At 56.8% G+C, this 23,590-nt stretch carries 25 protein-coding genes; 11 read left to right on the forward strand and 14 right to left on the reverse strand.

Annotated features, from left to right (window positions below):
• Window positions 1-5: 5 nt before the first annotated feature.
• Both ACR0JX_RS13300 and ACR0JX_RS13305 read right to left on the reverse strand, forming a co-directional pair.
• Window positions 6-482, reverse strand: a complete 477-nt coding sequence (locus ACR0JX_RS13300; RefSeq protein WP_480544276.1) for a GNAT family N-acetyltransferase — start codon at window positions 480-482, stop codon at window positions 6-8.
• Window positions 483-794: an ETC complex I subunit gene (locus ACR0JX_RS13305; protein WP_480544277.1), complete on the reverse strand. Its 312-nt coding sequence runs from the start codon at window positions 792-794 to the stop codon at window positions 483-485. It abuts the gene before it with no gap.
• Window positions 795-936: 142 nt separating this feature from the next.
• Between ACR0JX_RS13305 and ACR0JX_RS13310 the strand changes: the two genes are divergently transcribed.
• Both ACR0JX_RS13310 and uvrB read left to right on the forward strand, forming a co-directional pair.
• Window positions 937-1,893, forward strand: a complete 957-nt coding sequence (locus tag ACR0JX_RS13310; protein ID WP_480544278.1) for a thermonuclease family protein — start codon at window positions 937-939, stop codon at window positions 1,891-1,893.
• A 282-nt stretch (window positions 1,894-2,175) separates the two neighbouring features.
• Window positions 2,176-4,362, forward strand: coding sequence for an excinuclease ABC subunit UvrB (gene uvrB / locus ACR0JX_RS13315; RefSeq protein WP_480544279.1), 2,187 nt, complete (start codon window positions 2,176-2,178; stop codon window positions 4,360-4,362).
• Window positions 4,363-4,652: 290 nt separating this feature from the next.
• Here the strand turns inward: uvrB and ACR0JX_RS13320 are convergent, their stop codons facing one another.
• Complete coding sequence (locus ACR0JX_RS13320) at window positions 4,653-5,180, reverse strand: hypothetical protein (protein ID WP_480544280.1); 528 nt, start codon at window positions 5,178-5,180, stop codon at window positions 4,653-4,655.
• 487 nt (window positions 5,181-5,667) lie between these two features.
• Here ACR0JX_RS13320 and ACR0JX_RS13325 point away from each other — a divergent pair, with 487 nt between their 5' ends.
• Window positions 5,668-6,096 (forward strand): hypothetical protein, encoded by a 429-nt coding sequence (locus tag ACR0JX_RS13325; RefSeq protein WP_480544281.1) that lies wholly within the window; start codon window positions 5,668-5,670, stop codon window positions 6,094-6,096.
• Window positions 6,097-6,123: 27 nt separating this feature from the next.
• Here the strand turns inward: ACR0JX_RS13325 and ACR0JX_RS13330 are convergent, their stop codons facing one another.
• The 6 genes from ACR0JX_RS13330 to ACR0JX_RS13355 form a co-directional block, all read right to left on the reverse strand.
• Window positions 6,124-6,549, reverse strand: coding sequence for an excalibur calcium-binding domain-containing protein (locus tag ACR0JX_RS13330; RefSeq protein WP_480544282.1), 426 nt, complete (start codon window positions 6,547-6,549; stop codon window positions 6,124-6,126).
• Between the two features lie 101 nt (window positions 6,550-6,650).
• Complete coding sequence (locus ACR0JX_RS13335; RefSeq protein ID WP_170535997.1) at window positions 6,651-6,977, reverse strand: antibiotic biosynthesis monooxygenase family protein; 327 nt, start codon at window positions 6,975-6,977, stop codon at window positions 6,651-6,653.
• A gap of 122 nt (window positions 6,978-7,099) precedes the next feature.
• The gene (locus tag ACR0JX_RS13340) at window positions 7,100-9,385 is read right to left on the reverse strand and encodes a glycosyl hydrolase family 28-related protein (RefSeq protein WP_480544283.1); all 2,286 of its coding nucleotides are present in this window, start codon (window positions 9,383-9,385) and stop codon (window positions 7,100-7,102) included.
• Between the two features lie 137 nt (window positions 9,386-9,522).
• Window positions 9,523-9,924: a DUF4864 domain-containing protein gene (locus ACR0JX_RS13345; protein WP_480544284.1), complete on the reverse strand. Its 402-nt coding sequence runs from the start codon at window positions 9,922-9,924 to the stop codon at window positions 9,523-9,525.
• Between the two features lie 47 nt (window positions 9,925-9,971).
• Window positions 9,972-11,546 carry a lysine--tRNA ligase gene (locus tag ACR0JX_RS13350; RefSeq protein WP_480544285.1) on the reverse strand — a complete coding sequence of 525 codons (1,575 nt, stop codon included), beginning with the start codon at window positions 11,544-11,546 and terminating at the stop codon, window positions 9,972-9,974.
• 265 nt (window positions 11,547-11,811) lie between these two features.
• Window positions 11,812-12,966, reverse strand: coding sequence for a zinc ABC transporter substrate-binding protein (locus ACR0JX_RS13355; RefSeq protein WP_480544286.1), 1,155 nt, complete (start codon window positions 12,964-12,966; stop codon window positions 11,812-11,814).
• Between the two features lie 56 nt (window positions 12,967-13,022).
• Between ACR0JX_RS13355 and ACR0JX_RS13360 the strand changes: the two genes are divergently transcribed.
• From ACR0JX_RS13360 to ACR0JX_RS13375, 4 genes are all read left to right on the forward strand, one after another.
• Window positions 13,023-13,535: a Fur family transcriptional regulator gene (locus ACR0JX_RS13360; RefSeq protein WP_480544287.1), complete on the forward strand. Its 513-nt coding sequence runs from the start codon at window positions 13,023-13,025 to the stop codon at window positions 13,533-13,535.
• 2 nt (window positions 13,536-13,537) lie between these two features.
• Window positions 13,538-14,293 carry an ATP-binding cassette domain-containing protein gene (locus tag ACR0JX_RS13365; protein WP_480544288.1) on the forward strand — a complete coding sequence of 252 codons (756 nt, stop codon included), beginning with the start codon at window positions 13,538-13,540 and terminating at the stop codon, window positions 14,291-14,293.
• Complete coding sequence (locus ACR0JX_RS13370) at window positions 14,293-15,087, forward strand: iron chelate uptake ABC transporter family permease subunit (RefSeq protein ID WP_480544289.1); 795 nt, start codon at window positions 14,293-14,295, stop codon at window positions 15,085-15,087. The genes ACR0JX_RS13365 and ACR0JX_RS13370 overlap by 1 nt, the downstream gene beginning before the upstream one ends.
• A gap of 94 nt (window positions 15,088-15,181) precedes the next feature.
• On the forward strand, window positions 15,182-15,604 hold the full coding sequence (locus ACR0JX_RS13375) for a tellurite resistance TerB family protein (RefSeq protein ID WP_480544290.1): 423 nt from the start codon (window positions 15,182-15,184) through the stop codon (window positions 15,602-15,604).
• 13 nt (window positions 15,605-15,617) lie between these two features.
• Here the strand turns inward: ACR0JX_RS13375 and dacB are convergent, their stop codons facing one another.
• The 3 genes from dacB to ACR0JX_RS13390 all read right to left on the reverse strand — a co-directional run bounded on the left by dacB (window position 15,618) and on the right by ACR0JX_RS13390 (window position 18,286).
• Window positions 15,618-17,096, reverse strand: a complete 1,479-nt coding sequence (gene dacB / locus ACR0JX_RS13380; protein WP_480544291.1) for a D-alanyl-D-alanine carboxypeptidase/D-alanyl-D-alanine endopeptidase — start codon at window positions 17,094-17,096, stop codon at window positions 15,618-15,620.
• A gap of 66 nt (window positions 17,097-17,162) precedes the next feature.
• Window positions 17,163-17,783: a nicotinate-nucleotide adenylyltransferase gene (locus ACR0JX_RS13385; RefSeq protein WP_480544292.1), complete on the reverse strand. Its 621-nt coding sequence runs from the start codon at window positions 17,781-17,783 to the stop codon at window positions 17,163-17,165.
• A 32-nt stretch (window positions 17,784-17,815) separates the two neighbouring features.
• Window positions 17,816-18,286 carry an MOSC domain-containing protein gene (locus ACR0JX_RS13390; RefSeq protein WP_480544293.1) on the reverse strand — a complete coding sequence of 157 codons (471 nt, stop codon included), beginning with the start codon at window positions 18,284-18,286 and terminating at the stop codon, window positions 17,816-17,818.
• A 138-nt stretch (window positions 18,287-18,424) separates the two neighbouring features.
• Between ACR0JX_RS13390 and ettA the strand changes: the two genes are divergently transcribed.
• The 4 genes from ettA (at window position 18,425) to ACR0JX_RS13410 (ending at window position 22,319) form a co-directional block, all read left to right on the forward strand.
• Window positions 18,425-20,092, forward strand: a complete 1,668-nt coding sequence (gene ettA / locus ACR0JX_RS13395) for an energy-dependent translational throttle protein EttA (RefSeq protein ID WP_480544294.1) — start codon at window positions 18,425-18,427, stop codon at window positions 20,090-20,092.
• 56 nt (window positions 20,093-20,148) lie between these two features.
• A complete protein-coding gene (locus ACR0JX_RS13400) occupies window positions 20,149-20,736 on the forward strand; it encodes a hypothetical protein (RefSeq protein ID WP_480544295.1) in 588 nt (195 codons plus the stop codon).
• Window positions 20,737-21,391: 655 nt separating this feature from the next.
• Window positions 21,392-21,598: a cold-shock protein gene (locus ACR0JX_RS13405; RefSeq protein WP_170350547.1), complete on the forward strand. Its 207-nt coding sequence runs from the start codon at window positions 21,392-21,394 to the stop codon at window positions 21,596-21,598.
• A gap of 166 nt (window positions 21,599-21,764) precedes the next feature.
• Window positions 21,765-22,319 carry a L,D-transpeptidase gene (locus ACR0JX_RS13410; protein WP_480544296.1) on the forward strand — a complete coding sequence of 185 codons (555 nt, stop codon included), beginning with the start codon at window positions 21,765-21,767 and terminating at the stop codon, window positions 22,317-22,319.
• A 4-nt stretch (window positions 22,320-22,323) separates the two neighbouring features.
• Here ACR0JX_RS13410 and ACR0JX_RS13415 read toward each other — a convergent pair whose 3' ends face one another.
• Complete coding sequence (locus ACR0JX_RS13415; protein ID WP_480544297.1) at window positions 22,324-22,938, reverse strand: SOS response-associated peptidase; 615 nt, start codon at window positions 22,936-22,938, stop codon at window positions 22,324-22,326.
• A 9-nt stretch (window positions 22,939-22,947) separates the two neighbouring features.
• Window positions 22,948-23,583, reverse strand: a complete 636-nt coding sequence (locus ACR0JX_RS13420; protein WP_480544298.1) for an arylesterase — start codon at window positions 23,581-23,583, stop codon at window positions 22,948-22,950.
• Window positions 23,584-23,590: the final 7 nt, after the last annotated feature.

Below are 23,590 nucleotides of genomic sequence, written 5' to 3' on the forward strand. Positions count from 1 at the left end.
GGTTTTTATAAGCGGGGTTCAAGGGCCAAGCGCATGAACGCGCTGTTGGGATCTTCTTCATAGCCAAAGATCGGGCCGCAATAAGAATATCCCAGCGCCTCATAGAGTTTGCGTGCCGCGTCGTATTCGGAAAGATGGGCCGCGCCGGTTTCCAGTACAAGCGCGGAAACTCGCTCGGCTTTGGCCAAGTCAGCCAGATAGGTCATGATCTCACGTGCAAGGCCACGACCGCGTGCCGCCGACACGACATGGACCGATTTCACCTCGGCCGTGCCATCGGGAAGAGTTTTGAGCGCACCGCACCCAAGCGCCACATCATCTTCGAAAACGCCCCAAAACCGAATCTCGGGCGCGCGCAGAGCCTCGACGTCCAGAGTGTGATTTGAGGTCTGCGGCGTTGCCTCCCAACTATGGGCAAGATGGGCCTCAATAATCGGGCGCAGAGCCTCTGATCCGGGATCAGCGGCGCGAATCTCGATCATTTAGTGGGTCCAGGGCGAGCGGCGGTCGGTGGCAAAATTCTCACCATAACCGCGTTGCCGCAGGTTGGGTTTGCGCTTGTGCGGCTCGCTTACCTGTGCGTCGATGCCATTGTCTTTGGCATAATCCAACGCCTCTTCCTTGGTGTCGAACTTCAGACGCACCTGGGTCTGGGTATCGTTGGATGAGGTCCAGCCCATCAGCGGATCAACCTCGCGCGCTGAGGCGGGCGCATATTCCAGCACCCATTTGCGGGTCTTGGCCATGCCCGAGGTCATCGCATTTCTGGCGGGCTGGTAAATCCGTGCGCGCATATCGCCTCTCCGTACTCACTTGGCTGGCGTGTTTATGCGCCAGTGCGGCGTCAGGGGCAAGACTGCACGCACAGCAGTTAACAAACTGTCGCGCAAACATGGTATGCTGGGCGTGTTTGTTTCAATTGATTGGAGAAGCCCGATGTCAGGGACATCTTTTACCGCCCGTGTAGACCGAGTTGTTGATGGGGATACCGTTCGTGTCTTTCTTGAGGACGATGCCGATAAAAGCGAAAGCTTGCGCATTCTGGCGCTTGATACCGAAGAAGTATTTGCTGGCAGTAAACCGGTTACCCCGCTTGGTCACGCCGCCTCCGACCGTGCCAAGGAACTGATTACGCCCGGGGATACGGTCAAACTGATCCTGCCCGGAAACGAGCCACGTGCCGAAGCCTTGCAGAAGTACCGAGGCAATTTTGGTCGGGTTCTGTGCTATCTCGAACTGGAAGACGGCACCGATTTTCAGCAGGTGATGATTCAGGAAGGTCTTTCACCCTATTTCCAGAAATACGGCTATGCCGAATTTGCCCATTTGCATGACCGGTATCGCGAGGCCGAACGCATGGCGCAATCCGGAACGTTGGGCATTTGGGACCAGGTGGCCAACAATGGCTCGGTCATGCGCAACTACGCCGCCCTGACAACCTGGTGGGACCTGCGGGCACGCATCATTGAAGGCTACCGCGAAATCAAGCGCAGGAACCCCGAGATCAACATGTTCAACACCCGTCTGGACTATGATCGCCTGGTTGAGATCGCCAAAGCAGGCCAGGAAACCACAGTGTTCATAGAACTGCGTGACTTCACACCCACCTCTGGCGATCATATCCTGTTTCACACCGGCAGCCTGACCCAGCCGTATCAGTTGTTCATTCCAAATGGGAACGTGGGCGGTGGCGAAGATGTAATGAACCTGATCCTGAACCGCTACCGCGCGGATGGAGAGGAGCAACCGCGCCGCTCCTATGCGTATGTCACAGGCCCCACCAAGATGTTCCCCGACAATGACACCGGGCGGCCCGAGATTATCGTGACCGATCCCGCACAGATTACGGATTGGCCTGATCAGGCTTTGGAACGCGCTGGCGTATCCGGGTAGATCCGCGTCAGCATATTGGCCCGCCCGTTTCGATAGGGCCGACACTTTTCGACCGCCGGAAACTTCGGATTCATCTGATGACAAAATATGTCATCAGATGAGTCTATACGATCACGCGAACCCAGTTTTCAAGATCAATCCAGTCTATCCCTGAATACGATATGGGCATCGCTACACCGCAGCAGCCTGATTTCAGCCGCATAAGTCCACATCATACTCGGATCAGCCCTTGCAGATGGACAAAATAAGAACAAATGTAGGGACCTGACCCGGAGCCTACCCATGCCATACGCCCATTCCGACAAGACCCAACTGACCGCAGAAGACGTGCGCGCCCGCCTGAAACTGGAAGGCGGCAAGCAGTTTGTCATGCACACTGAATTTGCGCCTGCAGGTGATCAACCAACAGCCATCAAAGAACTGGCAGGTGGGGTTCAGGACGGAGAGCGAGATCAGGTTCTGCTGGGTGCCACAGGCACGGGCAAGACCTTCACCATGGCAAAAGTGATCGAGGAAACGCAGCGCCCTGCCATCATCCTTGCACCCAACAAGACGCTGGCGGCGCAGCTCTATGGTGAGTTCAAGGGCTTCTTCCCCGAGAACTCAGTCGAGTATTTCGTGTCTTACTACGATTACTACCAGCCCGAAGCCTACGTGCCGCGCTCGGACACCTACATAGAAAAAGAATCGCAGATCAACGAACAGATCGACCGGATGCGCCACTCGGCCACGCGCGCGCTGCTGGAGCGGGATGACGTAATCATTGTCGCCTCGGTCTCGTGCATCTATGGTATCGGCTCGGTCGAGACCTACGGGGCGATGACGCAGGACCTGAAGGTGGGCAATGAGTACGACCAGAGGCAGGTGATGGCCGATCTGGTCGCCCAGCAATACCGCCGCAACGATCAGGCGTTTCAACGCGGTTCTTTCCGGGTGCGCGGAGATTCCTTGGAAATCTGGCCTGCCCACCTTGAGGATCGCGCGTGGAAGTTCTCGTTCTTCGGTGAGGAGTTGGAAACCATCACCGAGTTTGACCCGCTAACCGGCGAACGCGCCGCCACGATGGAGCAGGTGCGGGTCTATGCGAACTCCCATTACGTCACGCCGAAGCCGACGATGAATCAGGCAATCATCGGCATCAAAAAGGAACTGCGCATTCGGCTGGACCAACTGGTCGGCGAGGGCAAGCTACTGGAAGCGCAGCGCCTTGAGCAACGCACCAACTTCGATCTGGAAATGCTGGAGGCCACGGGCGTTTGTAACGGGATCGAGAACTATTCGCGCTATCTGACCGGTCGCGCGCCGGGTGAACCGCCCCCAACCCTGTTCGAATTCATCCCCGACAACGCCATTGTGTTCGCCGACGAATCCCATGTCAGCGTCCCGCAGATCGGCGGCATGTACCGGGGCGATTATCGACGCAAATTTACGCTGGCCGAACACGGGTTCCGCCTGCCGTCGTGCATGGACAACCGCCCGCTTAAGTTCGAGGAATGGGACGCCATGCGCCCGCAATCCGTCTTTGTCTCGGCCACCCCCGCGAAGTGGGAGATTGAACAGACCGGCGGCGTTTTCACCGAACAGGTGATCCGCCCCACCGGCCTGCTGGACCCCGAGGTCGAAATCCGCCCCGTCTCGATGCAGGTGGACGACCTGCTGGACGAGGTACGCAAGGTCGCCGCCGATGGGTATCGCACGCTGGTCACCACGCTGACAAAGCGCATGGCCGAGGATCTGACCGAATACCTGCACGAACAGGGAATAAAAGTCCGTTACATGCACTCGGACATCGACACGCTGGAACGCATCGAAATCCTGCGCGACCTGCGGCTGGGCGCGTTCGACGTGCTGGTCGGCATCAACCTGCTGCGCGAAGGGCTCGACATCCCCGAATGCGGGCTGGTCGCCATTCTGGACGCGGACAAGGAAGGTTTTCTGCGCTCTGAAACATCCCTGATCCAGACCATCGGCCGTGCCGCGCGTAACTCTGATGGCCGTGTAATCATGTATGCCGACAAGATCACCGGTTCCATGGAGCGTGCCTTGGGCGAGACCAACCGCCGCCGCGCCAAACAGCTCGCCTATAATCAGGAACATGGCATCACCCCCGAAACGGTGAAGAAGAACGTCGAGGACGTTCTGGCCGGTCTCTACGAAGGCGACGTAGACATGAACCGCGTCACCGCCACCATCGACAAACCGATGCACGGCGCGAACCTCGAGGCGCACTTGGACGGGCTGCGCGACCAGATGCGCAAAGCGGCCGAGAACCTGGAATTCGAAGAGGCCGCCAATATCCGGGATGAGATCAAACGTCTGGAAGCGGTCGATCTGGCCGTCGCCGACGACCCTATGGCACGCCAATGGGCGGTCGAGAAAGCCTCGGAGGTTGCGGTGAAATCGCGCGGACGATCAACGGCAGGCCGACCGGGGCAGCGGGGCGGGAATGTGAAGCGGCGGAGAAGGTAGCGTCAATGCCGGGCAAAGCTTTCAACTACAACCAAGTCATTTACCGTCTTTATTTCGCACTCAAATAGTATTCCGCAGGGCAGTTGAAATCTGCGCCTTGCACCAAAGCCTGCGACTACTTGGTAGCCAGCCTTGTGCAACGAAACAACAACATTTGCTACAACCTCCAGTGCCAGCTCACAAACATCGCAAAAGTCTTCGACTTGATCGGAAATTTCTGAACACAAATTTTGAGTTTCAGCAGGGAGGCACAATGATCCCGGCCTAGGTCTTCTTACTACAACAGACAATCAACTCTCCCGGGTCAAAACTACCAATTTGCGAGACATACGCTCGTCAAGACTATGTCGTCGGTCACGCAATGGGTTAATAACAGATTTCGCAATATAGGAGGCATATCCTATCAGACATAACAATGGCAAATTCACGCAAATTGCAATCCATGCGACAATTGTGTTGTTTGAAGAACCAAAAATCGAAGCGATCACCAGAAACGTAAACGATAAAAGTGCGCATACTAGCGCAATAGTTCTAGCAGAGCCATTGAACATGCCGTCGTATTTTGCCTCCGCTTCCGTGACATTGTTTCTCAACTCCGTCACTTCGCGAAACCCCGCTCGATCCCTCGTACTCAAGGGAGAACCAGCCTCTTTAGTCATGTCCCTAATTGCTTTGGAGGTTTCAAAAAGTAACTCTACCTTTTCCTTCTCCTTGGAAAGAGTATTGCCCATAAATGTCGCTATTGCTGCGAAACCTACGTTTAAAGCTACTGCAAGCTGCAATAGACTCTGAAAAGATTCGTTTTCCACGACGCTCAAACCTGTTTCCTGCCCCAATTACGCCAAGGATACACTAAATATGGGGCGGATTGAAGAATTTTGTCAAAATAAGGTATGCTAGCATAGATGCGGTGCACCCCGTTGACTTCTTTCTTCCTTGTAGCGCTCTAATGCCGCCTATTCCTTCCCGATCAATCCGGTAGCTACCGTCTTCATAGGGCGTTAAGGTATTCTCACGCTGTGGAACTCCACCCTTGCACCCCGCCCTCTCCTCCACGTTTGAAATCACAAATTGTGATTCCAAACGGTTGCCATGACGAACCCAAAACCTCCCCTCTGCGAATGAGGTCCAAAACGCCATTCACAGAGTGCGCGGCACTCGAGTAGTGCCAGCCGAAGATCTGGTACGCCTCTCAGGAAAATCCGTCTGCGCCTTCAATCAGGCCGTGTCACTTAAGCTCAGCCTCAATCGTTGAAGCGGACCACCATCCTTGCCCGAGGCCGATTGGCACCTAGGTTACCGCTCATGCGTACCGTCCTGCTCTCAATAATCCTTGCCACCCCGGCCTCAGCCTGGGAGGCGACAGTCGGGCAAATCTGCACCTTGTCACACAGCACCGACCAAGCAGAAATCTTCCTGACCTACGATCCGTCTCAGCCGCTTTATACGCTGACCGTCACCCGTAAGACCGAAGGTTGGACGCAAACCCCATGGTTCGCCATGCGCTTTGACGGCCCGAGGCCCATCGAAATCGCCACGCCGCGCCACGTGTTGTCGGACAATGCGGCCTCGCTGACTGTCACGGATACCGGGTTTGGCAATGTTCTGGACGGGCTGGAATACAATCAGACCGCCCATGCCTTTACACAAGACGGTCTTGCCGAGTTTCCCTTGGACGGTGCAGCGCCCGAGGTGCGCATCTTTCGCGAATGCGCGGGCGCGCAGCTTTCATAGAGGTCGCAGGTCACTCCGCCCAACGGATCACGGCCGCACGAACTTCGCGTTTCCGACCGAGCGTACAGGCGCATCAGTGCTGCGTTGCGCGGGGGTGCTTTGAACCTGCACCGACCCCCCCGATCTTTCACAGGAAACCCCGTTGCCATCCGGGTCATAGCGTTCGTGATAGCCTGCATAGCCTTTGCGGAACGGGCCAAAGCCAATCGCCTCGGGCGCTGAACAGCCGGTTAGGGCGATCAGGTGCAGGATCGCTCCGTTGCGGTCATACTCAGACGTCCGGATATAGATATTCACCGCCAGCAGAAGCGTGGTCACAGGCAACGCAAGCAGCATGAGCGAAATCCGAAACGGCGACAGCGCCTTACGGCGTGTCGCTTCGGCCCGCAATTGCCGCTTGGTCGGCTTCGAGGTCTGACCCGAGGGCTTTTGCACTGTGTTGTCCAAATCCATGACCCGAATCTAAACCACATTTGTGGCGAAGCCGAGGCGATCCGCATTGAGCATATCAAAGCTGTGGCACATTGGTCGTCAGGCTCTAGGAAGATTGCCCACTAAGGGCGATCAAATGTGTCGGCCACATCATACATGACCGGCTCAAAGCTCTTGCACATCTCGTTGATCTTACGGTTCCGGTTGCGCATCTCAGGCGTGCGCAGCATGGCAAGAAAATCCTCGCGCCGTTCCCATTGCGAATAGTTCGCGATCCGGGTCTGGGCGTCGTTCACATGCAACCCCGCCGAGATAAATCCGGGTTGCTTCGAAATGAACTCAGCATAAGCATCCGTCAACGCATCGAGCAGATCGTGACAGGTGCCCGGGGTCATTTCAAATGTAGTGATGACAGTCTGTACGCTGGCATTTTTTGCTATGGTCGGCATCTGCTCCTCCTGTGGCTCAATCAAGCGTAGCACAGAGAACTGATATGTCGTCCATTTCCTGGCCAATTAACAAGCGCAACCCGAAAGAAGGACGGCCTCCCTTTGGGCGGCCGTCCAGATAGTTATTGCTCCATACGGATCAAAACAGATGCAGTGCCCCTCAAGCTTTCCGGCCATCTCAGACGAATGCTGCTGCCATCGCTACCTTGCTCGAGTTCAACATAGGGCTCAAAAAACCTGGCAGAACCAAAGGTGCTGAGGATCGGACCCAACATTGTGACGGCATCACAGCTACGGGCTTTACTTTCAAACGGCAGCTGTTCAGAGGTCGCTATAACCCATGCACTGCTGGCTGTATTTTGATCGTGACGCACCCGCAGTGGGTTCGCCGCCTTCTTATCAATCCCGTGGTATGTGTTGTTCTGAAACGTCACATTGATGTGACTATTCTTGTTGAAATCGGCAAAGGTCGTATCCACCCTTTCAGCGCGTTCAATATCGCTGCTGCTAGACCGGAACTTATTCCCCGTCACCGCCAAACCATTCAGGAAGTGGCCGGGACCATGCGGGCGGATCACGATATAACTGAACCAAGGCGGTGCCTCGCTGGAATAGAAGATGTTGTCCGTGATGCTCATTGCACTGAAAGAATAGCCAGAGACGTAGCTGGGTTCTGCATCCCGCTCATTCGTCCATTGGATAAAGCAGTTATCTACATAGTTCTCGGCAATCGTCGAACTGTTATAAGTCCCGATCATGATCAGACCAGCCGTTCGTACGCCTTGCGGGATGCTATCGCCCTGGAAGAAGTGGTTGCCTAGGATCATGTTGTTGTCGCCACCGACAACGGCAAAGTGCTTGAAGCGAACGATACGATTGTGGCGCAGTTTCACATCATTCGCGTTTGTGTTCAGCGCGATCGAATTCCGGTCGGGGACGATAAAGGATTCCTCGGCCGACAAGAACTGGCAGTTGTCGATCAGCATCCCTTTGCAGCCCGTGCCAATGGATGAGATGCCACGATCCTTGGGACGACTGACAAAGCAATCGGTCAGTGAAAACGTACTGCCCGATGGGGCCAAACGAATGGCGCTGCATCGGCTGTTACACTGGAATTCAATCTGCTCCATCCCGAATTTGCGCAAGGTGCTGAAGCCGCTGAAATCCAGCAGGTATTTGAAGGATTGAAAGGTATATGTCTGCGTTCCCGAAGCATCATAAAGCGGTGCGCTCAGTGTGATTTCACCTGCGCCCACATCCTTGGATCGCACATAGATCTCGCGCCCGACGCCTGCACCCTGAACTAACGAACCAACGGGAATATTCGCCACATTCGCCACATCTGTCAGGCGGGTGGCATCCAAAGGGTCATATGTGGCGACCGACGTGAAGGTCTCGGTGTCCCAGTCCGAACTGCTTTTGACATCAAACTGGCCGTTCCTGATAACCCGGCGCGTGGAAAAACCCTGTTTGTTGGGCACCGCAGCGGCCATATCAATCGGGCCCGTGACCGAGATCTTCCGGCCCGCCAAATCCAACGAGTCGTGATCAGCATTGTTGAGCAATGCCTGAAACGCCTTCTTAAAGGCCAACTCCTCGTCGCCGAAAGCCGTGATATATGCGGGCAGGTCAAAGTTTTTGGTCAGCAACAGCATCTTGTCGTCAGGCATCGTAACCGTGCCTTCAAAATCCATCTCAGAGGCTATGCTGGTGTTTTCACCCAGATGGTATGTGCCCTGCGGGACATAAATCCGACGCCCGCCAGCCGCTTGGTCCGCGGCCTCGAACGCAGCCGAATCATCGGTGACGCCGTCACCAATTGCACCGAAATCCCGTACATCGACGATGCTGATCATCTCGCGCAGGAAAACACCTGTCACATCAGTGATTTCTATATCGTCCACACGGACCAGCGCGCCATTTGCACCCTCAATGTCCAGGCCGAAATGCCCGTACAAGGCCGAAACGCCCCAGGGCATATCGACACCCGGTCGGCGCCCGGTCCCGACGATGGCGGTGATTTCATGCACTTCGCCATAACCGGACAACTGCGTGGCGGGTCCCTCTTCGATCACACCATCGATATGTGCATCCCCGGCACCACCTGCCCAGGCTGCGATCCGCACCTCGGGCAAAGGACCACTGATCGCCTTCACGCGCGCTTTGATCTGTAAGTAGCAGCCTGGCAGCAAAGGTGTCTGCCCCATATACCGCAATTGCTGCGTCGGATTGACCTTCAGAATTTCAAGGCAGCCGCCAAAATCTGCATCCGCTGGGACAAACACACCGGTACCGGACCCGGCATAGGTTGGCGTACCCGGGGTGCCATCCCCTGCGGACCATACGTCCAACCCGTTGGCGAACTGTGGCGGCATGAACACGATGCCGTCGGTGATTGCCTTATTCATAGAAATCCCTTTCCCAATCGCGCCGCGCATCACAGCGGCACGTTCAAACCCGGTGCTCGGGTCCAGCCCGAACGCGAAAGTCTGAGTATCGAAAAGGAATTAACCGCAGTTCATTCCACCGTTACGGTGGTGTTGCGTCACGCTGAGGGATCAGAATTGCCCAACAGCTGTACCCCATTGATCTTCCAGGCATTGTCCAGCTGAACCATCTGGTAGTCCAGTATGTGGGTCTGGCCGTCTCCATCCACAATCATCACCTTTTGCCAATGCAATCCCGCGATTTTGCGCAGTTCCAGAAACCGAACTTCGGCCGGTCGCCAAACCATCGGATATCCACCACGCACCATCGCGCCGAAATTGTCGGGGTTTTGGAACAGCCTTTGAATATTGGGGCTGGCATAGGTGAATGCGATGTCAAAATCATCCGCCTTGAAGGCCTGTATCTGAGCCGCAATATTGGCTTCGATCTCGGCATTCTGGGCCGCCGCGATCGGGGCCAATCCAAAGCTTAGAAACAAAATAAGCAGAATACGACGCATGGGGCACCTCCTGAACGAAGGGTAGCCCCATGCGGTTTCAGGTCAAATCAGACCAATTCTCCGGCCAGCGCCTTGTCGATCAGGGCAATGGTTTCGGCCACGCCGTATAGCGCGATGAAACCACCAAAACGCGGCCCCTGCGAGGCACCTAGCAGCACCTCATAAAGCGCCGTGAACCAGCCACGCATAGGGTCGAACCGCTCGCGCCCGATGGAATAGACCACCGATTGCAGCGCCTCATCCTCGACTGGGCCGTCGTAGGCTTCCAGCGCGGCTTTCAGCGCCTCCAGCGCTTCGCGTTCCTGATCGGTCGGTGCGCGGTGCTCGCGGGTCGGTTTGACGAAGTCATTGAAGTAGCGCACGGCAAAGCCCGCCGCCAGATCCAGATCGGGATGGCTTTCCGCAGTCGCGTCGGGCGCGTAACGGCGGATAAAGCCCCACAGCGCCTCTTTATCCTCAGCCCCCGATACCAAGGCCAGATTCAGCAGCATTGCAAACGGCACCATCAACGTGGATTCAGGAACATCCCCACCATGGATATGCCACACCGGGTTGTTCAACTGCGCCTTGAGGTCCTGTCCCGGATAAGCCCGCAACTGCTGATGATACTCATCATAGGCTTTCGGTATCACATCGAAATGCATCCGTTTCGCGGTCTTGGGCTTTTGATACATGAAATAGGCCAGCGACTCGGTGGGCGCATAGGTCAGCCATTCGTCAATCGATACACCATTGCCCGACGACTTCGAAATCTTCTGCCTGTTCTCATCAAGAAACAGTTCATACGAGAAATGCTCGGGCGCCCGCCCTCCCAAAGCGCGGCAGATCGCGTCATAGATTTTCTCGTTGGTGGCATGTTCCTTGCCATACATCTCGAAATCCACGCCCAGCGCTGCCCAGCGTGCGCCAAAATCCGGCTTCCACTGCAGCTTGACGTTGCCACCGGTGACAGGAACGGTCCATTCCTTGCCCGTCTCATCATCGAAGGTCACGGTATAGGTCTCGGCGCAGACCTTTTTCATCGGCACATACATCACACGACCGCTTTCGGGATGCAGCGGCAGGAAGATCGAATAAGTTTGCTGGCGCTCTTCCCGCAGGCTTTTCAACATGATCGCCATGATCTCGTCATAGCGTTCGACCGCACGCTTGAGAATCTCATCAAACTGCCCGGATTCGTAATACTCCTTGGCCGAATAGAACTCGTATTCGAAACCAAAAGTATCGAGGAACCGCCGCAGCATCGCGTTGTTATGCGCGCCAAAGCTGTCGTATTCACCGAACGGATCAGGCACCGAGGTCAGCGGGCGCTGCAAATGCTGTTCCAGAATCTCCGGGTTCGGCACGTTGCTGGGCACCTTGCGCATCCCGTCCAGATCGTCCGAGAAACAGATCAGCTTGGTTGGAATATCCGATAGCGCCTCAAACGCGCGCTTGACCATCGTGGTCCGCGCAACTTCGCCAAAGGTGCCGATATGCGGCAGCCCCGAGGGGCCATAGCCCGTCTCGAACAGCACATATCCCTTCTCTGGAGCACCTTGTTTGTACCGTTTGAGCAACCGGCGCGCCTCCTCAAAAGGCCAGGCCTTGGACGTCATGGCGGTATCGCGCAGTTCAGACATTTTTTGGTGTGCTCCATAAGGGAAAACCGTCCCGATCGCCCCATGCCATCGGACCGACCCCTCCTATTGTGCGAGCGCAGCATGAGTCAATAACGACACGTGCTTTTTCCGGTTCGTCACAACTGCGCCGGGCAATCGGAACAGCCTGCCAAACTGGCGAATTCGGACATGAAAAGGGAAAACTGGAAACCGTGTTCAACAGCGACGCGACTTCCAGCAGGATATCCCGACCGAATTTACGGATCCGGTCGGGATCGGTGCTACTTTAGAGGCACTCAGCCAAAGTCTTGGCCATGTTTTGAATGAGCTGTGGATAAAGGTCCTTGCCCGGCTCAAGTTCTGAGCCCAGCGGGTCAATCACACCCGTATTCGCCTCGGTTCCAGCCAGAACCGTTTCGATGATCCCTGGGTTGAACTGCGGTTCCGCCAAAACGCAATCCACACCTTCGCCGGTGATGCGACCCTGGATTTCAGCGATACGCGCCGGGCTTGGATCAGCCGCATCCCCCAGCGAAATGGCCCCCGCCGCCGGAAAATCATAATCGTTTTCGAAGTACTGATAGGCGTCATGGAAAACGATAAAGCTTCCACCGCGCACTGGTTCGAGCGTCTGTGCAACTTCAGCAGACAGCGCCGCCATCTCTTCACGAGCCGCCGCAGCATTTGCAAAATAGGTGCCCGCATTGTCCGGGTCAGCAGCCGACAGTTGTGCCGCGATCAGGTTTAGCCATGTGCTCGCATTTTCAGGCGATAGCCATGCATGTGGATCATGCGCACCGTGATCATGCCCATCATGATTGTCGTGGCCTGCGTGGTCATCGTGTTCATGATCGTCATGGTCCGCGTGTTCTTCGCCGTGGTCATGATCATCATGATCTTTCGCATCAGCATGATCGTCATGATCGTGGTCGTCATCTTTGGCATGATCATGGTCATCATGTTTTGCGTGATCATCCCCGTGGTCATGATCGTCGTGCCCTTCGTCCGCATGATCGTCGTGGCCCTCATGATCGTGATCGTCATGCCCATGGTCATCATGGTCATCGTGGGAGTGCGCTTCAAACAGCGCGTTTTCACGGAAATCCAGCAGGACCGTGCCGTCTGATTCCAGCAAAGTAGTAACGGTCGCGCCGGCTGCCAGCGTCTTGACCGCGCCTTCCATCCAAGGCGTCAGATCCTCCCCCATCCAGAACACCAGGTCGGCTTCTTGCAACGCGGCAGCTTCGGACGGGCGCAGGCTGTATTCATGGGGGGATGCGCCTGCTTGTACAATCAGGGCTGGCTCACCAACACCGTCCATCACACGTGCGACAAGCGAATGAACCGGAGCGATATCGACGGCGACATTGGGGACCTCGGCCAAGGCCGTCCCCCCCATCAAAACCGCCGTGATCGAAACAGGAAGAAGCTTTCTGGACATCAGACACCCTATGTGATTTTATAACGTCAGCAGCGACATACATGATATATAATAACATGACAAGCGAGACACCCTCGACCCCGGCCGACAACGCCGACCTGATTGGCTTTGCCAAGCACGATCACGCCTCCTGCGTTGAAACCGGGCTGGCCACCGCGCAGGCACGGTGTGAGGCAGAAGGGCTAAGACTAACGCCTGTTCGCCGCAAGGTGTTAGAGATGCTGCTACACGAACATCGCGCACTTGGTGCATATGCCATTCTGGATCGTCTGCGCGACGAAGGGTTCGGATCACAGCCACCGGTTGCGTACCGCGCCCTGGATTTTCTGGTGGAGAATGGTTTCGCCCATAAGATCGAACGCCTCAACGCCTTCGTCGCCTGCGCCCATCCCGGCGGCTCCCATTCGCCCGCCTTCATGATCTGCCGCAAATGCGATGCTGTGGCCGAGGCCTATTCGGCCCCTGCCAAGGGTGCGCTTGGGGCCGCTGCACGCGCCGTCGGGTTCGAGATCGAACGCACGGTCGTCGAGGCCGAAGGCATTTGCCCCGATTGCATCGAGAAACGCTGATCATGGCCCTCGTCTCCGTCAAAGACCTTGGCGTCAGTTATGGCGCGAACACCGTGCTGAGCCATGTAAATATGGTCATCAACCCAGGCGAGATCGTTACCATTGTTGGCCCCAACGGCTCGGGTAAAACCAGCTTATTGCGTGCAATCATCGGCGCCACACAACCCGCAGCCGGGCGCGTCGAGCGCAAGCAAGGGCTACAAATCGGGTATGTTCCGCAAAAACTGCATATCGACCCAACTCTGCCCATTTCGGTTGATCGCTTCATGCGCCTGACAGAACGGGTATCGAAGCAGGATTGCGCCGAAGCTTTGAAAACAGCGGGCGTACCGGACCTGCTGAAACGCCAGATGTCGCAGCTATCCGGTGGTCAGTTCCAACGGGTCCTTCTAGCCCGCGCCCTGATCAACCGTCCCGAGCTCTTGCTGTTGGACGAAGCGACCCAAGGGTTGGATCAGCCCGGCTCTGCCGCGTTTTATCGCCAGATCGAAGATGTCCGGCGCAATACCGGCTGCGCTATCCTGATGATCAGTCACGAACTGCACGTGGTGATGAGCGCCTCGGACCGCGTGATCTGCCTGAATGGGCATATCTGCTGCGAAGGCTCGCCTGCAGTGGTCGCCTCGGCCCCTGAATACCGCGCCCTGTTTGGCACGGGCACCGGCGGCGCACTGGCCCTTTATCGCCATGATCACGATCATCACCACCACGACCACGATCATCACGACCACGCAAACCCGCAGGAAGCCGCTGAATAATGCTTGATGATTTTATGACTCGGGCAACGCTCGCCGGGATTGGCGTGGCTATGGCAGCTGCGCCTTTGGGGTGTTTCGTCGTTTGGCGTCGGATGGCCTATTTCGGCGATGCAACCGCGCATGCCGCCATCTTGGGCGTCGCTTTGTCTCTAACTTTCCAGATTTCCGTGTTTACCGGAGCGCTGGCTGTAGCTTTGATCATGGCAATGACGGTGACTCTATTGGCGGGCCGAGGGTATGCAATGGATACTCTATTGGGCGTACTGGCCCATTCTGCGCTGGCTTTCGGTCTTGTTGCCGTCTCGTTCCTGTCGGGTGTTCGCATTGATCTGATGGCCTATCTGTTTGGCGATATCCTTGCCGTTTCAAAAGCTGACCTGATCGTCATTTGGGGTGGGGCCGCACTGGTTGTGGCCTTGATCACTTGGCGCTGGTCTCCGCTGCTAACAGCGACCCTGAACGAAGAATTGGCCTACGCGAGTGGCTATAACCCCAAACGCGAGCAGCTAATCCTGACTCTGGCTCTTGCCGTTACGGTTGCCGTCGCAATCAAGGTTGTGGGTGTTCTGCTGATCGCAGCCATGCTGATTATTCCAGCCGCCGCCGCGCGCAGCCTAGCCCGCTCGCCAGAATCGATGGCACTAATTGCCGCCGGGATTGGCGCTCTGTCGTCGGTAGCAGGCCTCCGGGCCGCCTATGTATTCGACACGCCCGCCGGCCCTTCTATTGTTTGCGTGGCCGCACTAGTATTCGCCTGTTTTAGCCTGCTGGGCTGGCAGGGTCGGCGCACCTGAACCAACGGCAAAGAATGCGACCAAACAAGCTGTTGAACCCGCACGCGCGCGCACATATCGTACAGCCTTGAAAACCTTCACGCAGGACGCATTCATGCCCGATCAAACCCCTCATCCCATGTCTCCGCAGGATTGCCTTGTGGCGATCATGGTTGCGATCTCCGCTTCGGACGAAAACATCCGCACAGCTGAGCTGGTCAAGATTCAGGGCGCCGTGAATATGCTACCGGTTTTTGCGGGCTATGATGCCGATCGCATGCGCCATATATCGCAAACCGTGTTCGATCTGTTCGAACAGGAAGATGGTCTGGACGCTCTGTTTGGTCTGATCCGCGACAACCTGCCCGAACGCCTGAACGAAACCGCTTACGCTCTGGCCTGCGACGTGGCCGCAGCAGACGGGTCATTGGCCGAGACAGAGCTGCGGCTGTTGGAAGAAATCCGGTACGAACTGAGTATTGACCGCCTGCACGCCGCCGCAATCGAACGCGGTGCACGCGCCCGTCACGTGGTCTGAGCTTGGTTTAGGCTCAACTGCCGTAGAGCGCGCCCCATCGTTCGATCAACGCGCGTTGCAGCTTGCGCGACCGCCGATTCCAGGCGCGCGCACCTTCGGGGCGTTCTCGTTGCGCACGTGTGATCGTGGCGCGATGGGCCTCATCTGCGGTGAAAATCGCAAAAGCCAACTCTGACCCGTCCGCCGTTGTCAGAAAACCACCCAAGCCCGATACGAAGTTCAAAGTGCCGGTTTTGGCGTCAACCTTGATCGGGTGATCCTTGACCGGTCGGCCTTGGCCGTCGGTCAAGGCAAAGGGTTTCAGCAAAGGTCTCAACGCCCCCGTTTTATGCGCCTGCACCAGGGCCGAGACCAGATCCCCCGGCGCCATGCGCGACGCATCACCCAAGCCGGAATGATCCACCATTGCAATTTGATTGACTCCATAGGTCTCCGACGCCCACAGATTCATCTCGGCCGCTGACTCAGCGAGCGAGTGCGGCATCACCCCCCGCGCCCGGGTCGCAGCCATCCCCACAGTTTCAGCCGTCAGGTTCGTGGAATACTTCAGCATCCCACGCAAGATGCTGTCCAAACGATCACTTTGATGCACGACCAGAACAGTGCCTTTGGGCGTTTCTCGGGTGACCTCAACCCGCCCCAGCACAATCCCATTGGCCCGTGCCAGCGTTTTGAACACATCCCCGGCATAAAGCGCAGGCTTGCGCACCGGCAACCAACGCGACCCTTCATTCCCCAACGCTGCTTTGGCAACGGTCCAGCGGTCCTGACGTGCACTGGCCTGATAGGTGTAGATCGGCAGGCTGCGCCCCTCGACCCGCATCGCGGCCATATCCACATCTGGTCGATACTTGGCAGTTCGAGCATCCATAGTGACAGCGTAATCAGTGCCCTCCCGCTTCCATTCAAAATGTACCCGGTTGAAATTCAACGAAATCCCGCTGATCGCCGGGCTATAGCCCAGATGGTCCGGCTGACCCGGATCAATACTGAAAACAAAGGGCAGCGCGCCGTCATAAACTTTGAACGCCCCGCGCACCTCGGTGATCCCGGCACTCCGCAAGTTGGCCGCCATATTGGCCAGACCGTCCGTAACCAACAATGGGTCGCAACCGCCCGCCAGGATCAGATCACCCTGCAAAACCCCGTTTAAGACTGGCCCATCCGCCAGCAATCTGGTCTCAAACCGATGATCGGGTCCCAACACGTCCAGAGCATATAGCGCGGTTAGAGCTTTGCCGACACTGGCTGGGGGTAGCCCAAGCTCTCCCCTATAGCTTTCAAGCTGCGCGCCTGTATCCACATCGGCCACGGCGAATACAACCTCTCCGCGCAGCCCGGCGGCCTGAACCAGGCGATCCGTGCCGGTCAGCTGTTTGCCGCGCAACTGTGGGCGAAGCGACGTCAAAGGCGCCTCGGCCAGACCCATCGCCGGGATCAAAGACGCCCCAACACCCCCTAAAAACAAACGACGCGAAATACGATCGACCATGGGTCAATTAAAATCCCAGAGATGAAAATCAGACAACCATTGCATGAGAATATGCAGATAGTGTGGCTATTCCGGCAACACCTGAACGCTCCAACCCCCACGCTTGCGGATCTGGGTCGAGCTCATATCCACCATCGGCACGTTCACAAAACACCAGGCCGGGGCTTTCGCCCGCCCCAGCAGGTGCCGCGCCTGCCCGTCGATCCGGTATTTGGCATAGAGCCGCGCCGCAGGCGACATCCGGGCCGAGATCCGATCCCCCGGCCGCGCTACAACGCCTACCGGTACGCTGTCCATGATCCGCCGCCAATCCTTCCAGTGATGAAACTGCGCAAGATTGTCAGCCCCCATCAGCCAGACGAATTTGACTTGCGGATAGAGCCGGTGCAACGCCATCAGAGTATCCGCCGTCGCCCGCGTTCCTGTCAGCGCCTCGATATCCGTGATCTCGACATCCGGGTGCTGTATGACCCCCCGCGCGGCCTCAACCCGCTGCGCCAGAGGGGCCGGTCCGTGCTCCTTCAACGGATTGCCCGGAGACACCAGCCACCACACCCGATCCAGCCCGAAGGCCTTCATCGCCTCAAGCGTCACGTGCACATGTCCTTTGTGCGGCGGATCAAAAGACCCGCCGAACAACCCAATCACCTGCCCGGGCCGCGCATATGGAATGTGGTATCGCTCCATCCCACGCTGATGTTCAGAACTGGCGGGCGTTGTCAATCAACCGGTTGCACCGCATCACCCAACTTGACGCGCCCGGGCCGGAGGACTTCCGCACACCAGCCCCCATGCCCGCGCACGGCGGAATAGCCGCCGCTACCCAGCGCCTCCTCCATCCGACTGCATGGCGCACAGATCACAGTGAATCGCAAGATCGCCTCCCCCACCTGTACCTCGCGCCCCTTGAGCGCCGCCAGATTGATCCCCGAAACCACCAGATTACGCCGCAGGATTGCGGGTGTAACCGGCCCCTGCCCTAAATACGACCCAATCGCTGCCAGATGCTCCTGCTGAACCAACGTCACCGCCCTCTTGCCCGCTCGACTGCGATCTCCATCCAAGCCATCAGCGGAAATCATAGCGTCGCCTAAGGTGACGATCTCGACCCGACGGGCTGGACGCACTCCGATCCAATCGACCCGACCTGGTTTTGCCCAACCAGCAATCAATTCCGCAAGTTCTGACATCTCACGCGCCTCTCAAACCGAAGCCACTCTAGCCCGCCCAAGGTCTCAGCAAAAATCACGAAACCACCAGCTTGCCCCGCCCGCCCCGCTTGGATATCAAGCGTTTCAACCCAATTTCCCCGACCCAGAGGACGCGACATGGCCGCCTATCAATATGTCTACCACATGCAGGGTGTCTCCAAGACCTATCCCGGTGGCAAGAAGTGCTTTGAAAACATTCACCTGAGCTTTCTGCCCGGCGTGAAAATCGGTGTCGTCGGCGTTAACGGCGCGGGTAAATCGACACTGATGAAGATCATGGCTGGCCTCGATACCGACTTCACCGGTGAGGCCTGGGCGGCTGAGGGCGCCAAGGTTGGCTATCTGCCGCAGGAACCGCAGCTGGATGAATCGCTGACCGTACGCGAAAACGTCATGCTTGGCGTCTCGGCGAAAAAGGCCAAGGTCGATCGCTTCAACGAGATCGCCATGGAAATCGCCGAGAACTACTCCGACGAGCTGATGGAAGAAATGACCACCCTGCAGGACGCGATCGACGCGGAGAACCTGTGGGACCTCGACAGCCAGATCGATGTCTCGATGGAGGCGCTGCGCTGCCCGCCAGACGATGCCAACATCGCCAACCTCTCGGGTGGTGAGAAACGCCGCGTGGCGCTGTGCAAACTGTTGCTGGAAGCACCTGACATGCTGCTGCTGGACGAACCGACCAACCATCTGGACGCCGAGACCATCGCCTGGCTACAACAGCACCTGATCGACTACAAAGGCACCATCCTGATCGTCACCCACGACCGATACTTCCTGGATGATATTACGGGCTGGATCCTCGAACTCGACCGTGGTCGGGGTATTCCTTACGAGGGCAACTACTCCGCATGGCTGGAACAGAAAGCTAAGCGGCTGGAGCAGGAAGCGCGCGAGGACAAGTCTAAGCAGAAGACCCTTCAGCGCGAGCTGGAATGGATGCGTCAGGGTCAGAAGGCCCGTCAAGCCAAATCCAAGGCCCGGATTAACGCCTATAACGAGCTGGCGGAACAGTCCGAACGCGAAAAATTGACCCGCGCCCAGATCGTCATCCCTAACGGCCAGCGCCTTGGCGGCAAGGTGATCGATGTCGAGGGCCTGTCGAAACACATGGGCGACAAGCAACTGATCGAAGGGCTGGACTTTGCCCTGCCGCCAGGCGGCATCGTCGGCGTCATCGGCCCCAACGGTGCCGGTAAATCGACGCTGTTCAAGATGCTGACCGGTCAGGAACAGCCCGACAGCGGCACCATCACGCTGGGCGACACGGTCGAGCTGTCCTATGTCGACCAGTCCCGCGACGACCTGAAAGACAACGATACCGTATGGGAGGCGATCACCGGCGGCGCCGAGATCATCCAGCTGGGCGACGCACAGGTCAATTCCCGCGCCTATTGCTCGTCCTTCAACTTCAAGGGCGGCGACCAACAGAAGAAGGTCTCGCTGCTGTCAGGCGGTGAGCGAAACCGCGTCCATATGGCCCGCCTGCTGAAAGAAGGCGGCAACGTCCTGCTGCTCGACGAACCGACCAACGATCTGGACGTCGAAACCCTGCGCGCGCTGGAAGACGCCCTGGTCGATTTCGCCGGCTGCGCCGTCGTCATCTCGCACGACCGCTTCTTCCTTGACCGGATTTGTACACACATTCTGGCCTTCGAAGGCGATGCACATGTGGAGTGGTTTGAGGGCAACTTCGAGGACTACGAAGAGGACAAAAAGCGCCGTCTGGGACCGGATGCGCTGGAGCCCAAGCGGTTAAAGCATAAGAAGTTTGCGCGGTAACAATGGATGGGCGGCAAACATGCTGCCCTTTCTATTTCTTAAGTCGGTTCAAGAACATGAATAGATTCAAAGAACTTCGCTTTTGGCTGAAACATGCACTTTGGTTCGTGCCTTGCGCCTATTTGACAAACTTTGTTTACGCCATTCTAGCAGACCAAACTGGCGGTACATTTGGTGATACATTTGGTGCTGCGAATGCACTTTTTTCGGGAACCGCGCTCTTGATGCTTGTGCTTGCTGTAAGCTTACAACGAGAAGAACTTGAGCAAGTCAAAGAAGAACGAAATGACACACGCGAGCTTCTCAAAGGTCAAGAAGAGATCAATCAAACTCAAAAACTTGCCCTAGAAAAGCAGGTTTTTGAAAACTCATTCTATTCTCTTTTGTCGATGATCAACGACGAGAAAGCTCGGCTTCTCGAAAGAGAAGGCACACAAGCACACGAAAAACTGCGGATGGTAAATTGTCGTGAAGCTTGTGAGAAGCTTCTTGAAAACAAAGCTATTGAAACCGAGTTTGGGCCAGAGCAAAAAAGCTATTTAGACTTGCGCGCAGACAAAAGTTTCAATCTCATCAATCTCATTGTGGCAGGCGTAGCACTTGTCAAGAGCAGTGGGTCGAGCGAGTTAGACGCGGTCTTCTAGCTCTCGCTAGTCCAAGGCGTTGTCGATTTCGATGTTGCTACATGTTTTGCTTGGTTTCATGCTTCAGCCAATGATCCAGAGGCTAAAATCTCATCGGCATACACCGTCCTCCAGATTGAACAAGCCTTAACCCAGCATCACAGGAATTGCGTAAGGCAAATATTAATGAAGAACGCCGGTTCAGCGGTGTAGCCAGTGCAGGATGGGGTTTCACCCCATCACTCACTCAAAAACCCTACCCAAACACCCGCACTATCTGTTCCCGCGCACCAAACCACTTCCAAAGTCCGCCCCCCAAATTATGGGGTGAAACTCCATCCTACGGCTCTCCGAACATGCCCTCGGTGACCACAGCGCTCCACTCCGCATCAACCCGACCCGCACGAACATCATGATTGATTGACGAATACTGGCGAGAGGGCGGTTAATTTTCACTCGGCGGATTTCCGTTCAAAACACCCGTTGGACCCTGAAAGCAAAGTATATTCCGCACACTCCGCCCTTGCCACATGCCCTCGTCAATGCCATATGCAAAGGGCTTACGTTTTTCTATTTCGACCCACTGTCTCCGATTCCGGCGCTCAGTCTATCGATACAGACAACGACGCCGGGCTGCCGCAACACCGTGGGCAGCACCAAACAGGAGACAACGGATATGCCAGCAGGCACCGTAAAATGGTTCAACACCACCAAAGGCTACGGCTTTATCGCACCTGAAGATGGCGGCAAAGACATCTTCGTCCACATCTCGGCTGTCGAGCGTTCGGGCCTCACCGGTCTGGCCGACAACCAGAAAGTCACGTACGAGCTGCGCTCGGGTCGTGACGGCCGCGAAAGCGCCGACGATATCCAGCTGGCCTAAGCCAAGCACAGGGTGAGGGGAAATCCTCACCCTTTTTCCGTTCCGCGCTTCGGTATGCAGCCGGAACAGATCATTTTTTCGCGACATCTGCCCTAGAATTGACCAGATTTGCTATCATCCTGACAGCATAGTCATGATTGCATTGGTCAATTGAAGGGGTTCACCCATGTTCACACGCCGCGTGTTTCTTGCCGGTACGGCTGTCAGCCTGATGCCCGACATTGCTAGCGCCAAGAAGGCGGTGGAGTATGATCCGACGCCGCAATATGTGCGGATCAAAAAGCAATTTCAGCCCGGTCAGTTGCTGGTCGTGCCCCGATCCTTCTACCTTTATTTCGTGACCGAACCCCGAAAGGCGATCCGCTATGGCTGCGGGGTCGGCAAGGCGGGGCTGGAATTCACGGGCACCGCGACCATAGACGTCAAGAAGGAATGGCCCACGTGGCGCCCTACGAATGAGATGATCGAACGCGACCCGGTCGCATATGCTCGTTTCAAGGACAACGACTATGTGCAACCGGGCGGAGGCGACAACCCGTTGGGTGCCCGCGCGCTCTATTTGTTCCAAAACGGGGTCGATACCTATTTCCGTATTCATGGCACAACGCAGCCGCAGACCATCGGACGGGCGGCCTCGAACGGGTGCATCCGGATGCTGAACGAACATGTGGTCGATCTATACAACCGTGTTCCGATTGGAACGGTGGTGACAGTGGTCTGAGCCCCTACGGCGCGGTCCAATCTACATCGGTCGCTTCTTCGATATGCAACAACCCGTCCGGCAAGGGACGGGTCAATTCCTTGGCCTGATCCTCGGAGCCGGTTAGCCAAGTGTTAATATCTGCAGGTTTCAACAGGACACCCATCCGGTGGTGGATCGGTTTCACATCACCATTCGGCTCACAGGTGACGGTCGCAAACTGATCGACCTGCAACCCGCCTGGGGCCTGCCATGTATCTGTGATCGCTGCTAAAAACAGCGGGGCTCCGTCGGCGGAACAGATACGCCATGCAGTCTTGCGGCGCTTCTCACCTGTCCATTCGTACCACCCGTCGACGGGGACAACGGCGCGACCAACGCCTTTGAATGCGGTTTTGTCGAACACGGTCTCAGAGCGGGCGTTGATGATCGTTTCCATCACCGGGCGACCACGCGCATTGACCCGACCAACCGGGATCATGCCCCAACGCATCGGCACAAGACTCGATTGGGTCAACACCAACATCTCTTGCCCGGGTTGGATATTGCGGCGGGCAGTTTGCGCCGGAACGTTGCCCGAAACGCCAAGCACATCGGCAATGTCGGAGATTGGTCGCGTCAGAAAGAATCGCCCAGGCATATGCCCCCCTTAATCTGTAGTCGCGTTGACCAATTCCAGAACCGTGGGCCCCAAAGCCTCGACAATAAGAGCAACACCCCTGGCGTTGGGGTGAATACCATCGGACTGCATGAATTCTCCAACAGTATTAGGATCGCCATCCGCTACCAAACCTTCGAAGAAGCTGGTGGCATAAAGCGTATCGTATTCCTGCGCTAACTCGGGGTACATATCATCGAAGCTTTGCTTGTATGCAGGCCCGTAGTTGCCCGGGGCTTGCATGCCCACTAACAGGACCTCAACATCCCCTGCCTGCGCGACCATCAGAATTTTCTCCAGGTTGGTGCGCGACACATCCGGGTCGATCCCGCGCAGCAAGTCATTGCCGCCCAGCGCCACGATCATACCATCCACCTCGGGGGTCAGGGTCCATTCGACCCGTGCCGCACCCCCGGCCGTCGTATCGCCAGAGACACCTGCGTTGATTACGCGAACGTCTGCTCCCTCAGCCGCAAGCCAACGTTCCAGCTGCGGGACAAACCCGTCCTCTTCGACCAGCCCATAGCCTTGTGTCAGCGAGTCCCCCAAGGCTGCGATGACAACAGGTTCTGCTGTGGCCGCAAAACCGCAACAGGTAAACAGGCCCGCCAGCAGACCCTTGCGCATTCTCGTA

Source organism: Ruegeria sp. AH7 (genome assembly GCF_056541325.1).